General features: G+C 58.9%; 15 protein-coding genes and 1 pseudogene. 3 read left to right on the top strand and 13 right to left on the bottom strand.

Annotated elements, in window-relative coordinates; genetic code table 11:
• Window positions 1–53: 53 nt before the first annotated feature.
• Both OA90_RS00180 and OA90_RS00185 read left to right on the top strand, forming a co-directional pair.
• The gene (locus tag OA90_RS00180) at window positions 54–437 is read left to right on the top strand and encodes a YciI family protein (RefSeq protein WP_068405316.1); all 384 of its coding nucleotides are present in this window, start codon (window positions 54–56) and stop codon (window positions 435–437) included.
• A gap of 157 nt (window positions 438–594) precedes the next feature.
• Window positions 595–1044, top strand: a pseudogene (locus tag OA90_RS00185) (integrase core domain-containing protein); the annotation flags it as partial.
• Window positions 1045–1188: 144 nt separating this feature from the next.
• On the opposite strand, the gene OA90_RS00190 reads toward OA90_RS00185, so the two are convergent.
• The 13 genes from OA90_RS00190 to OA90_RS00250 form a co-directional block, all read right to left on the bottom strand.
• Window positions 1189–1389 carry a hypothetical protein gene (locus OA90_RS00190; protein ID WP_068405321.1) on the bottom strand — a complete coding sequence of 67 codons (201 nt, stop codon included), beginning with the start codon at window positions 1387–1389 and terminating at the stop codon, window positions 1189–1191.
• A gap of 26 nt (window positions 1390–1415) precedes the next feature.
• A complete protein-coding gene (locus tag OA90_RS00195) occupies window positions 1416–1826 on the bottom strand; it encodes a universal stress protein (RefSeq protein ID WP_068405325.1) in 411 nt (136 codons plus the stop codon).
• A 31-nt stretch (window positions 1827–1857) separates the two neighbouring features.
• The gene (locus OA90_RS00200; RefSeq protein WP_244274502.1) at window positions 1858–2919 is read right to left on the bottom strand and encodes a putative sulfate exporter family transporter; all 1062 of its coding nucleotides are present in this window, start codon (window positions 2917–2919) and stop codon (window positions 1858–1860) included.
• A complete protein-coding gene (locus OA90_RS00205; protein ID WP_068405328.1) occupies window positions 2906–3913 on the bottom strand; it encodes an Ldh family oxidoreductase in 1008 nt (335 codons plus the stop codon). Before OA90_RS00205 ends, OA90_RS00200 begins: the two co-directional genes overlap by 14 nt.
• A gap of 53 nt (window positions 3914–3966) precedes the next feature.
• Window positions 3967–5148, bottom strand: coding sequence for a UxaA family hydrolase (locus tag OA90_RS00210; RefSeq protein ID WP_068405331.1), 1182 nt, complete (start codon window positions 5146–5148; stop codon window positions 3967–3969).
• 12 nt (window positions 5149–5160) lie between these two features.
• On the bottom strand, window positions 5161–5451 hold the full coding sequence (locus OA90_RS00215) for a UxaA family hydrolase (RefSeq protein WP_068405333.1): 291 nt from the start codon (window positions 5449–5451) through the stop codon (window positions 5161–5163).
• A 10-nt stretch (window positions 5452–5461) separates the two neighbouring features.
• The gene (locus OA90_RS00220) at window positions 5462–6457 is read right to left on the bottom strand and encodes an alcohol dehydrogenase catalytic domain-containing protein (protein ID WP_068405336.1); all 996 of its coding nucleotides are present in this window, start codon (window positions 6455–6457) and stop codon (window positions 5462–5464) included.
• Complete coding sequence (locus OA90_RS00225) at window positions 6454–7206, bottom strand: SDR family oxidoreductase (protein WP_068405338.1); 753 nt, start codon at window positions 7204–7206, stop codon at window positions 6454–6456. The genes OA90_RS00220 and OA90_RS00225 overlap by 4 nt, the downstream gene beginning before the upstream one ends.
• Window positions 7207–7210: 4 nt before the next feature.
• Complete coding sequence (gene hisD, locus OA90_RS00230; RefSeq protein WP_068405341.1) at window positions 7211–8524, bottom strand: histidinol dehydrogenase; 1314 nt, start codon at window positions 8522–8524, stop codon at window positions 7211–7213.
• A gap of 8 nt (window positions 8525–8532) precedes the next feature.
• Complete coding sequence (locus OA90_RS00235; protein WP_068405344.1) at window positions 8533–9864, bottom strand: TRAP transporter large permease; 1332 nt, start codon at window positions 9862–9864, stop codon at window positions 8533–8535.
• 11 nt (window positions 9865–9875) lie between these two features.
• Window positions 9876–10391, bottom strand: coding sequence for a TRAP transporter small permease (locus OA90_RS00240; protein WP_068405347.1), 516 nt, complete (start codon window positions 10389–10391; stop codon window positions 9876–9878).
• Window positions 10392–10513: 122 nt separating this feature from the next.
• Window positions 10514–11656, bottom strand: a complete 1143-nt coding sequence (locus OA90_RS00245; protein WP_068405350.1) for a TRAP transporter substrate-binding protein — start codon at window positions 11654–11656, stop codon at window positions 10514–10516.
• 30 nt (window positions 11657–11686) lie between these two features.
• A complete protein-coding gene (locus tag OA90_RS00250) occupies window positions 11687–11869 on the bottom strand; it encodes a hypothetical protein (RefSeq protein ID WP_068405352.1) in 183 nt (60 codons plus the stop codon).
• Here OA90_RS00250 and OA90_RS00255 point away from each other — a divergent pair.
• Entirely contained in the window at window positions 11868–13043 is a 1176-nt protein-coding gene (locus OA90_RS00255; RefSeq protein WP_244274504.1) for a LacI family DNA-binding transcriptional regulator, read from the top strand. The genes OA90_RS00250 and OA90_RS00255 overlap by 2 nt on opposite strands.
• The last annotated feature ends 45 nt before the right edge of the window (window positions 13044–13088 follow it).

Here is a 13088-nt window from a genome sequence, read left to right on the forward strand (position 1 = left end):
GCCGATAAAATTATCGTATGTCAAATAATATCGATATTTTTGGAGGCAATGTGATGAACTGGGACACCTACAGGCGAGAAGCGAAAACCCGTGGCGCCCTCGCACTCGAGCTCTTTGTCGTTCTGTCCCTGCCGGTGGAAGGCGGCACATCTGCGGAAACAGTCCTTGCGGACCACCTCGAATACCAGCGCAGACTTGAAGGTGAAGGCCGGCTCGTTCAGGCCGGGCCGCTTTCGGACGAGTCGGGACAGCTCCTGTCCGGCGCCGGTCTTGTCGTCTACCGTGCCAACTCGCTGGAAGAAGCACGCGAACTTGCCGAGGCCGATCCGATGCACAGCTCGGGCGCCCGGAGCTATTCCTTGCGCCGGTGGCTGTGGAACGAGGGGCGGCTAACCCTGGATGTCGGCCTGTCGACGCAATCGGTCACCGTGAGCTGAAGTCACGCTTGCGCAGCCCCTGTCAGACCGACCCGGACGCCCCTTTCGAGATCGAAGTGCCATACAAGGCGGATTTCGCCATTTACGAGAAAACACCGTTGCAATGCTCGACGCCGCCTAAAGGTTGGGGTGCGTGGCAAGGAAACCGGCACCACGGAAAAAGCTGCGCATCCTGACCATCGTCGGGACCCATTCACGGCTCTGTCCGGCGACCGATCCACGTTTCACCTATCGCGGCGAGGATGTGGTGCAGACCTTGAAACGGGTGTGCGGCCTGATTGGCTACCCGAAGACAATCAGGATGGACAACAGCAGCGAATTCATCTTCCGTGACCTTGACCTGTGGGCCTGTGCAATTGGCGTCACGCTCGACTTCTCGCGGCCCGGCAAGCCAACCGACAACGGCTTCATCGCAGCCTTTAACAGCAAGTTCCGGGCGGAAAGTTTGAACGCCCCTTGGTTCCTGACGCTTGCGGATGCCCGCGAAAACATGGAGGATTGGCGTAGACACGACAGTGAGGATCGTCCTCATTCTGCGATCGGATACAATGTCCCGATCGCCCTACATAATCATAATCCCGTTGGCATACCCGGTCCGTCACCGTGAAAGTAGCCGGAAAACTCCAGCTTCCGGCGTTCCAGTACTTCACGCTCAGTGCAATACCAATCGGCATGACACCAAAAATCAATATACTTTCAACCAGTTCCAAATGCTGCACAAAGCCCATTTTCACTTTTCGACTGCAAGCTTTCAATAGGGTGCAAGAGCCTCACTTGTTGGATGGCTTTCGTTCTTTTCACGCGCTTGCGCAACAGCCAGCAGTCTCTCAAGATCGCGCCTGAACTTGATGTCGTGGAGATGGGACGCGACAGATTTGATTACCTCGACGTCACGCTGTCCCACGGTTATCGTCAATTCGACACCCGTGTTTCGACCTTGTTCTTTCGGCATGAGGCATGCTCCCGGAGTGGATTGTTTCAATCACGAACCACGAACACGGAACAGCCGGCTCGCCGCACCACACGCGAGGCCGTCGATCCCAGGAAGTAGTCCTGCGCCGAGGGATGATGCGAGCCCACGACGATCAGATCGACGCCGTTGTCCTCGGCGAAAAGCGCAATTTGCACCCCCGGCTTTCCAATCACGACCTTGCAGGAAACATCGCTTGCGTTGCCGACGGTTTCGCTCAGTTTCCGTCCGATTTTTTCGGTCAGATGGTTGTCGAACTTCAGGTCGACGAACTCGGAGACAAACCCCGGAATGCTCTCCAGCACTGTCAGCAAGGTGATCTGCCCCCCTTCAGACAAAAGGTGCCGGGAGAGGGTCAGTTTCCGGGAGATCAGGGATTCGTGATCCAGCGCGACGGGAATGAGGATGTGCTTGTACATCGGTTGGGTACCTCATGCAGTTCATGGGGGTTCAGGAGCCGCCTTTCAGATAAGGCAGGACAACCAACTGACCGGTTGCGATCACAACTGCCAGAAACACAGTCTGAGCGACCAGAAACGCAGCAGCCCTCTTGCCGACCTTTACGAGGTCTTTCGGTACGGTTTTCAGTCCGACCGCGGCGATGGCCAACAGCAAAAGCCAACGGGAAATGGAGGCGGCCGTTTCAGTTACGTAGGGCGGCAGGCTGACCAGTGAGTTGAGCGTTGCAAGGGCCACGAAACCGACAACAAACAGCGGAATGAGAGGTGGAGAAGACGCCCCAGGTTCGCCATTTCTGTTCGAAGCCCTGAGAACGGTCAACGCAACAAGAACAATGGGTGCCAGCATGGCAACCCTCAAGAGCTTGACGAGCGTTGCCGTCTCGCCTGCCTCTTCCGAGACGGAGAAGCCTGCACCGACGACCTGGGCGACATCATGGATCGTGGCGCCGAGATAGACCCCGGCCATTCGATCGGTAAAGCCCAGGGTCTGGCTGAGAACCGGGTAGAGGATCATCGCGACCGTGGAGAGAATGGTGACCCCGACCACGGTAAACACCAGCTGGTCTTCCGAACGCTCATCCTTGGGCAATACCGCTGCGATTGCCATGGCGGCAGAGGCTCCGCAGATTGCGACAGACCCCGCCGACAAGAAGGCGAAACGCAGCTCGAAGCCGAAAAAACGCGCAAAGGCCAACCCGAAGCCGATCGTGAGCAGGGTTCCGCTGGCGACCAGAAGCACGACCGGCAGCCCCAGAGCGTTCACCATGTCGAAGCTTATTCTCAGCCCCAGAAGCGCAACGCCAAGCCGCAACATGGTCTTTCCACCAAACGCGATCCCAGGCTTGCAAACCCGATCTTCGGAGAGAAAATTCAATGCGATACCGATCAGAAGGGCAAGCAGCATCGCCGGCGCTCCGTAATGTTCGGCAATGAACTGGCTGGCCAACGCGATCACGCCGGCAACCAACAGTCCGGGCAGCATCCTGCGGCCATCCGCGAGCAAGGCCAGGACCGCAGGAGTGTCCAGAGACTGCATCTCAGGCTTGACCATCAGCGAGCCTCCGAACGGCGCTCATGTAGCGCACAGGCACGTCAATGCCGTGGGCACGGGCTTCGCGAATGGCGGCGGAGCGACGTGTGCCGGGGAGCCGTGCCCCCTCCATTGCCTCGATCAAACCGAGAAGACTTTCAAGCCTTTCGACAAACCGCTGGTCCATTGGCCTGATCGCGATCAGAAACTGGCCGACCCCCGGCGGTGCACTGTCGGCTGTAAAAAAGGACGAAGCTTCCGTACTCATGGCGGCGCCGGTCATAACGGAAGCGAGAATCTCCACCATCAAGGCGAGCGCAGTGCCCTTTGCCTCGCCAATAGGAAGCATGGTGCCGGCCAACGCCTCCTCGGCATCCGTTGTCGGATCGCCATGCCTGTCCAAAGCCCAGCCTTCGGGTATCGCTCGGCCTGCCTTGCGCGCGTTCATGACCTTCCCGCGTGCGACCCGCGACAGAGACAAGTCGATGACAAGCGGGTCTTTATCCCCTCTCGGTGCTGAAAAGGCGATTGGATTGGTACCGAATACGGGTTTTTTCGCTCCAAAGGGCGCCATGGCCGCCGGAGCATTTGCGACCATAATTGCAACCAGGCCTTTTCGGGCAAGTTTTTCCACCTGAACGGACAGGGCGCCACAGTGGTGCGAACGTGTGACGCCCATTGTCGCACACCCGAATTCGAGGGCACGCAGCCCTCCTTGCTCAATCACCTGGTCGAGTGCCGGATAAGCAAACCCGAAGCCCGCATCGGCAAGAATATTGGTCGGACCGACATCCTGGAAAGTCACGGTGGCGCCTGCCGCGATCTTCCCGCTTCTCACTTGGGCGACATAATCCTCGACCCGCGAAAACCCGTGCCCGACCTGACCTTCCGCTTCCGCTGCGACCAGAGCGCCCGCGACCGAGAGCGCCGTATTGTCGGGCACACCAACACCGACAAAAGCCGACTTGATCAGCAATTCAGCGTCGGAAAGGCTGACACGTTCCGTCTGTTCCATGAGGTTCTCTTTTGGTTCGGGTGGCCGAAAGTCCGGCCACCCGTTCATTTGCGTCACGCGCTGCGGTAGAGTTTGGTCATGGAAAACTCACGATGGCCCAGGGCTTCGGCGGCCGTGCTCCGGCCGCTGGCTGTCCGGCGGATCATGTCGATCAGTTCGTCGCCGGCCTCATCGATCGTCATTTCGCGCCTCAGGATGCCCGAGACGTCAACGTCGACATGCTCGCTCATGGTGCGAACCGTTCGGGGGTTTGCGGTGATCTTGATGACCGGGACAATCGGGTTGCCGACCACATTGCCCTGTCCTGTCGGAAATGTATGGATCACCGCTCCACCCGCGGCCATCAGCGTCACGCATTCCGCGGCGGCCGACGACGAGTCCATGAAATAGAGTCCGTTTCCGGAGTTCGGCATTTCTGCCGGTTCGAGAATGTCGATGAATTGAGATGTCCGGCCAATCTTTTCCAGATTGCCAAGCGCCTTTTCCTCGATTGTGGTCAGCCCGCCCTCGATATTGCCCTTGGTCGGCTGACTGTCGGAAAGGTCGTCGGTCTGGTGGGCGAAGATGACATCGTCCTGATAGGCCTTCCACATCTTGTGCCAGCGCTCACCGACTTCCTCATTGACCGCGCGCTTCTGACAAATGTGTTCGGCGCCTGTGATCTCGGAGGTCTCACCAAAGAACCCGGTGATGCCCTCAGGCAGCAGCTTGTCGTACATGTTGCCCACAGTCGGACATGAGCCAAGACCGGTGGTCGTGTCACTCTCACCGCATTTGGTGGAAACCCAGAGCTCGGAAATCGAGCATTCCTCGCGCTGGTTTTCGGAAGTGATGTGCACAAAGTCCTTCGCAGCCCAGGAAGCCCGGCGGATGGTCTCGAAGTCACCATTCTGTTCGATGGAAAACTCGGCGACCGGCTTGCCGGTCTTCCGGATGCCGTCGGCGATCCGTTTGGTCCAGCCGGGTTCGATGCCGATCACGACGACTGCCGCGACGTTGGGATTTGCTCCCGTGCCGATCATGGTGCGGAAATGCAGATCGAGGTCCTCGCCGAATTGCAGGCGGCCGTAGGCATGCGGAATGGCGAGGGTGCCCTTCACATTGTTCGCCACCGCTTCACAGGCAGCGTTGGAGATATCGTCGACAGGCAGGATGACAACATGGTTGCGAACCCCGACCCGCCCGTTCTCGCGCCGGTAGGCCTTGACCGTAATGTTGGAATATTTGGAAGACATGGTGACGGTTCCTTACCAGCGCTTGGTTTTGCAATTGTGAGTGTGGACATGGGCGCCTTTGGGAATGTCGGCGATGATCTTGCCGATGTCCTCGCCGTACTTGATGGCCGTGTCGCCGTCTCTCAGGTCCTTGAGCGCAATCTTGTGGCCGATCGGCACATCGGCGCCCGCGGCCAGGCGAAATGTGGAATTGTCATGCGTGACGCAGCACAGCATGTCGGTGCCGGCAGTCAGGCCTTCCACAACCACGACACCGACATTGTCGGCGTGTTCGTGGACGAGAAGATGGGGAATTTCAGACATGAATGTCTCCTCAAGTGTCTGGGGTAAGCAAGATTTTGGGAGCTGCGACTTTGCCGGCACGTAAGTCGGCAAACGCTCTCAGCCCGTCGGAAAGTGGCCGGGTCTCAGTCCAGTCGAGTGCTCCAAGTCTGCCGTCGAACATGGCCTGTGCGGTGTCGCGGAAGTCCGCGGCGGTGTAGGTGTACGTCCCGATGAAGGTGATTTCCTGCAGCGTCATGCGGCGGATATCGAGGCCTCCCTCTGCGGCGCCCAGCCCGATATGCACGATCACTCCCCCCGGTTTGACCAGTGCCGAAGCCGTTGCCCGTGTCCCCTGGTAGCCAACAGCGTCCACAATCAGGCCGTAAGGGCCGCCGGCAGGTGCCTGGTCCGGCGGCAACACTTCAAGGCCGCAGGTTTCGGTCAGGAAATGAGCACGCTCCAGGTTCGGCTCGACAAGGCGGATGTCAGAAACACCTTGTGCCATCATGGACAGCGCGGTTCCCAGACCGATCGCCCCGCCGCCGATGACCAGCGCTTTCACGTCGGCCGGATTTTCGCTCAGGACCCGCTTGGCGAGGCGCACCGCGTGCCAGCCGCAGGCAATCGGTTCGGCCAGGGCCGCCTGGGCATCGCGAACATGGTCCGGTATCGTCACCAGATTGCTTTCGGGCATCGACAGGAATTCGGCGAACCCGCCTGGGCGTGGTGGCATGGAAATGATCTGCCGATCCGGACAAAGATTGTCCTGATCAGACATGCAGGCAGTGCATCTGCCGCAGGTCACAAGCGGATTTACGGTAACGCGCCGACCCTTTAATGCGCCGGAAAGCACGGTTCCGGCTACTTCGTGACCGAGAACGAGAGGCGCCGGACGCCGCTCATCATGCCCGAGAAAGGCATGCATGTCGGACCCGCAGATGCCTGTATGCGCCACCTTGATAAGGGCCTCCCCGTCCAGAGGGACAGGGTCGGCAACATCCCGGTAGGCCTGGGTCTCGGGTCCGGTGTAGACAAGGGCCTTCATTTTGCGGTGAACCCTCCGTCGACCATGAGCACCTGTCCGGTGATGTAGTTCGAGGCGGACGAGCACAGGAAGAGGAGCGGGCCGTCGAGGTCTTCGAGTGCACCATTGCGGCCGATACAGGTCTGGGCCGCATTGCGCCGCGCCCGTTCCTCGTCGCCGAACACCGCGGCCGTAAGCTCCGTCGGAAAAAAACCCGGGCCGATCGCGTTCGTGTTGATACCATCTCTGGACCAGGCTTCCGCCATGGCCCGTGTCAGTTGTCCGATGCCGCCCTTGGAAGCGCCGTAGGCGATCCCGCCTGGAAATGCGCGCGTGGTTTGCAGGGATGCAAAGTTCACGATCCTTCCCCAGCCGTTCTCACGCATGGCCGGGACAAAGGCCTTGCTCAGAAAAAAGGGGACGGTCAGGTTGAGCATCATCGTGATGTCCCAGCCCGCATCCGTAACCTCATCGGCGGGTTCCCGGGTGTTGATCCCGGCGGCATGAACAATGATGTGCGGCGCCCCGAAGGGCGTGGCGGCCTCTTGCGCGATCCGTCCGAGCGCGGAGCGGTCGCTCAGATCGGCCGAGACGGCAGCCGTGCGGCCGCCCGCCTCTTGCCGCCAATCTTCAAGATCCGCCGCCCGGCGGGCGATACCGACAACATTGGCACCAGCCCGTGCCAGCACCGAGGCTGCGCGGCGGCCAAGGCCCGAACTGGCCCCGGTCACCAGGGCCGTCTTGCCGGATACATCGAACAGAGCGGTCATGGGCCTACTCCAGCCCCTCCGCACTCAGGTCGAAATTCTCGCTGGGGAAATATTTGCGTAGCCGGATGTCTGCAGTGCGCGCATGACCTTCCATACCCTCCAGGCGGGAAATGCGCGCGGTCGCCTCGGCGATCGGTTTTGCACCATTCCTGGTAGCCCTCTGCCAGGTGACAATCTTCATGAACTTGTGAACCGAAAGACCTCCGGTGTAGGTGGCAGCCCCGGAGGTTGGCAGTACGTGGTTGGTGCCTGAAGCCTTGTCGCCGAAGGCCACGGTCGTCTCTTCCCCGAGGAACAGCGAGCCGTAGCAGGAAAGACGCTCCAGCCACCAATCGAGGTTCTCGGCCTGGACGGTGAGATGCTCCGGGGCGTAGAAATCCGAAGTTGCCGCCATCTCCTCGCGGGTGTCGCACAGGATCACTTCGGCGTAATCACGCCAGGCGGCTGCGGCATTGTCCCGGTTGACCTCCGGCAGATCGTCGATGAGCTTCGGCACAAGAGCCATCACCTCCTCGGCAAGCGAACGGGTATCGGTAACCAGCCAGACCGGAGAATTGTAGCCGTGTTCCGCCTGGCCGACGAGGTCCGCAGCAACGACTTCCGCGTCTGCGGACCTGTCGGCCAGGATCAGGCTGTCGGTAGGTCCCGCAAACATATCAATGCCGACACGTCCGAACAGGATCCGCTTGGCCTCGGCGACAAACTGATTGCCGGGACCCACGAGGATATTGGCCTTGGGCAAACCGAAAAGTCCGAACGTCATGGCCGCGACGCCCTGGACCCCGCCCATTGCGACGATACTGTCGGCTCCACAGACATGTGCCGCGTAGATGATTGCCGGATTGATGCCAACTGCCGGCCGCGGGGGAGAACACGCGACAATGTTCTGACATCCGGCAACCTTTGCCGTCGTCACGGTCATGATCGCACTGGCAATATGACTGTAACGACCGCCCGGAATGTAGCAGCCGGCCGAATTGACCGGAATGCTCTTCTGCCCCGCAATCAGTCCCGGGACCACCTCGACTTCAAAGTTCTGACAGGTCTGCCGCTGGGCTTCCGCAAACCGCTTCACGTTCGCGTGCGAGAACTGGATATCGCGTTTCAGCTTGTCGGACACCTGTGCGCTTGCGGCTTCGATTGCCTCTTTGCCCAGAATGATCTCGCCATCGTACTTGTCGAATTTGGCTGCGTATTCAAGAGCCGCCGCATCTCCCCCCCTCTCGATCGTATCGAGGATCTCCTGAACGATCCGTGTGGTTTCGGAGGCATCGGTCTTGGAGGTGAGAACCGCTTTTTTCAGATACTCTACTGACATTGCAGATCCTATTTGTAGATTTCAGGCAGCAGCGTTGTCGAGATCGCCGGGACATAGGCAATCAGCAAGGTTACGCCGAGCATGAAGAGAACGAAGGGGACGGCACGAACCGCGATCTTGAGAATCGATTCACCGGTCAGGCCGGATACAACAAACAGGTTCAGGCCAAGGGGCGGCGTGATGAACCCGACACCGAGCGCGGTGATCATCATGATGCAGAACTGAATCTCGTTCATGCCGATGTTGTCGGCCAGCGGCTTCAGGATCGGTGCCAGGATCACGATGTTGGGTGTGGTTTCCATCACGCAGCCCGCGGCGATCAGAATCAGGATCATCATGAGAATCAGCACTGCCGGCTCTTCCGTGATGGACGTCAGCGCATAGACAAATCCTTGAGGCACGCCGAGGATGGCGAGCGCCTGGGCGAGCGGCAGAGAGAACGCGATGATCGGAATGATCACTCCATTGACCTTTGCCGAACTCACCAGCATCGCCGGAAAGTCCGCCAATTTCAGTGTGCCAAGGATAAAGCCCATGATGATCGTCACGACGACGGCAATGGCGCCCGCTTCGGTTGGCGTCAGGCGACCGGAAAAAATGCCGTAGAAGATGATCCCCGGGACGATGAATGCGTACCAGCCGGACTTCAGCGCCTGTCCGAAATTCGCCGCCCATTCCGAGAACGTCATCAAGCCGCCGCCCTCGTAGGCGTAGAGGCGGTTCATCACGATGTTGGTGACAAGGATTGACACGAGGATCGCGATGCCCGGGATGACGGCCGCAAGAAACAGGGTTGAAGCCGAGATGCCGAGTACCAGACCGATGATGATGTAGGCTATTGAAGGCGGGATAAGGATTCCGGTACAGGCGCCTGCTGCCACGAGAGCACATGCGTAGGGCCGCGGATACCCGCTTTCGACCAGCCGGTCGATGGTCATCCGGCCCACGGCCGCGGCACCGGCGGCATCCGAGCCGGAAATGGCCGCGAACATGCCACACACCAGGACTGTCGCGGAACCGAAGCCCCCCTTTGCCCAGCAGGTTAGCGCCTCGGCGACATCCAGGAACTTGCGGCTGAGACCGGTTCGAACCAACACGTCTCCGGTCAGGATGAAGAGCGGTACGGCGGTCAGCGCAAAGTGGTCGATCCCGTGAAACAGGCTCTCGCCGACCAGCGAAAGCGGCAAGGCGCCGGAAATGACCAGCATTGCGATTGCCGCGGCGCCGATGGCTGCCCAAACGGGGACTGCAAGAGCCACGAGAAGGATGAAAATCAGAACCGGCGCGTAGAAGTCCCAGCCAAGCTCGACGGTCTGCTGTTGGAGTTGTTGCCAGAGCATGGGGTCCCTCCTCAGTCGAACAGCTTGTCGCCTTCGTAGACGGGCTTGCCGTCACGAAGATCGCGGATGTCACGAAGAAAGGACTGGGCGAGGCGGAACAGCACCAGCGAGAAGCCGAAGGGGACCGCCATAAGGAACCAGACCTGGGAAATCCGCAGACCGTGCGTTACGGAGCCGAACTTTGCGGACACCAGCACCGTCTCGAAGGACCAGTAGAACGCGACGAGAGCCACCCCTGCCATCACAAGGTCGCCGAGGATATAGAGCAGAGCCTTGGTCCGGGGCCGGACATATTCCATCAGCACATCGATACGGATGTGCCCTCGTTCCTTCACCGCCGCGGCAGCACCAATCCATGCCAGATAAATAAACGAATACCTTACGATCTCCTCACCCCAAATCGACGAATAGGCGAAGACTTCTCGGCGGACCACTTCAATGAACATGGTCAGAACAAGCATCACGTAGAAAACCAGAAGAAGCCAACGCTCGACATTCTGGTCAAAAGCTTGAAGAACTTTCGACATGGGCACTCCTCTACCGGCCACATCAGACAGATGCCTGACGCGATGGTCGTGCAGCGAGGGAAAGACAAAAGCGCAAATGGGGCTGCCGGCGCCTGTGGACACGCCGGCAGTGTTGTTAGCGACTACGCGTCATGCACGTAGAGGCGGCCTTGGGTATTGGCGGCCTCTTCGAGCTGGGCAAAGGCTTCCATGGAACCGGCAAGCTCCTTCTTGAAATCATCCCATTCGGTGCGTTGGTAGCCCCCGGCGGCCTGCCATTCGGCCAACTGGTCGTCGGTCAGACTATGGAATTCCACACCCGACTTCACGAGTTCCGACATTGCGAAGGAACGTGCGGCAGGCACCTTCGCAAGGTTTTGCTGCGCTGTGACCTCTCCCGCGAACTCGATGCCTTCCTGGACGTCCGGCGGGAGGGAGTTGAACCATTCGAGATTCATGGAATACACCTGACTGTCCGGCACCGCCTGCGTGAACGTGACGTGGCTCAGGATGTCCTTGAAACCGAATACGTAAAGCGCGCCGACCGAAGGATCGAGCGCATCGGCGACGCCCTGCTTGATCGCGGAAGGCGTCTCGCCCCAGGCCACCGGCGTCGGGTTCGCGCCGACCATGCGATAGTACTGCTGCAACATGGCGGAGCCCGGAACGCGAAACTTAACACCATCAAGATCAGCCGGTGTTATGACCTTGTTGCCACCTTTGCGCACGGCGACAACGCGCGGATCGATCACGACATAGAAGAGTGCCTTGAACCCGGAAGCTTCGATTTTGGGATGCACTTCCTTTTTCCAGGCGTCGGACGTCACGAGATTGGTGAAACGCTGGTTGGAGCCGCAAAAATAGGGCATGTTGATCAGGTCGACCGTCGACGCAAACGGCGCGAAATTCGAGAGGGAATGCTGGGCGGCCTGGATGGTTCCGCCCTGGACGGCCTGCGCAAGAGCGCCGCCAGCACCAAGCTGGCCGCCTGGCGCGAGCTTGACATATACCTTGCCGTTGGTTGCGTTCTGGATATTTTCCTTCAGGTCCAGCTGCATGATCGGATAGCTGCGCGAGGCACCAAGAAGATACGCGGTCGCCAGCGTCATGGTGTGCTCGGCAGCTTTCTCGCGTTCGCGTTCCTCTTGCGCTATTTGTGCGACGGCTTCATCAGACCAGAGCGTACCAGCGGCCCCTGCCACAAGAGCCGCAGTAAAACCGCCGCATGCGGTCAATTTCAGGAAATTTCGACGCCCATGCGATGTGAGCTCGTCTTTCTTTTTCATGAATCCCTCCCAGAACTCTCAGTATTAAATTCACGGATTGCCAGGTTTTGCTTCTGCTTCCCGCTTCAAGATGGCAATCACGAATGCAATCGATGCGGCGAAGAGCAAAATCATCTCACTGACGATCCCCAACAACGGCGTGCCGGTAATGGAGCCCATCGATACATTGATCACGAAAATGACGAAAAAGCCGCCTGACAAAGCCAAAAACATGATCACCTCCCAACGATCAGATTACCTGTCACAACAAAAATGTAAGCGCTTACATTTTTGTTTGCAAGCAGAAATTTGTTCCGTTCCCTCCGCAATGCCTTTAAAGCGACCAAAGGGAACGCCAAGACTACTGATCAATCAGGCGCAAAGAGCGATGACCAATAACTCGAATAAACCTGTGTCTGCAGTGCCTAAACTTGAAGATGTTGCAAGGGCGGCAGGGGTTTCCACCGCCACGGTTTCACGCTGCCTCAACACTCCGGACCGGGTTTCCAGAAAAACGATCAAACGCGTCATGGATGCGATTGATAGCCTCGGATATTCACCCAACTACAGCGCACGCGCGCTGGCAGCAGGCAGAACGAACACTATCGGCGCAATCATTCCAACCATGGAAAACGCCATTTTCGCGCGTGGTATTCAGGCCTTTCAGGAAGAGCTTCAAAAAAACGGATGCACGCTGCTGGTGGCAAGCTCTTCCTATCGGCAGGACCTGGAGGAGGAACAGATCAAGACGCTTACGGCACGAGGCGCCGATGCATTGCTGCTCATCGGCTTTCAACGTGACCCGCATCTCTATGAGTTTTTGGAAAAGCGCAAGATTCCCTTCGTTTTGACCTGGGCGTGCAAACCCTCCCACGAGCAGCTGTTTGTCGGCTTCGACAATCGCAAGGCCATGAAGGAATTGGCAGCAAGGGTGATTTCTCTGGGACATCGATCACTCGGATGCATATCTGCGGAAACAGCGACGAACGATCGTGCCAGCGAACGTGTGGAGGGGATCTGCGCTGCCATGCAGGACGCCGGCCTTGACCCCGGCTCCCTGCGCATCGTTGAAACGACATACTCCATTGAGAATGGAGAAAAAGCCTTTCACCAGTTATTGACCGGTGACAATGCACCCACTGCCGTTCTGTGCGGCAACGACGTTCTCGCGATTGGTGCATTGAGAGGGGCAGCCGCCTTGAATCTGCGCGTACCACAAGACGTTGCTATCACCGGCTTCGATGATATCGAACTGGCAAGTGTCGCGCCTATCCCGTTGACGACGGTCCATGTGCCTCATCGACGCATGGGGCAGCTCGCGGCACGCGTACTGATTGACGCGCTGAATGATGTGCCAGCGTCAAGTGTCGAACTCCCCACGGAGGTGTGCCTTAGAAAAACGCTCTAGCTGGTCGGGGGGCTGGGCTATCGCGCGGTTTTTGCGGGTGTCCAG

The organism is Labrenzia sp. OB1, from assembly GCF_001624695.1.
Taxonomy (GTDB): domain Bacteria; phylum Pseudomonadota; class Alphaproteobacteria; order Rhizobiales; family Stappiaceae; genus Roseibium.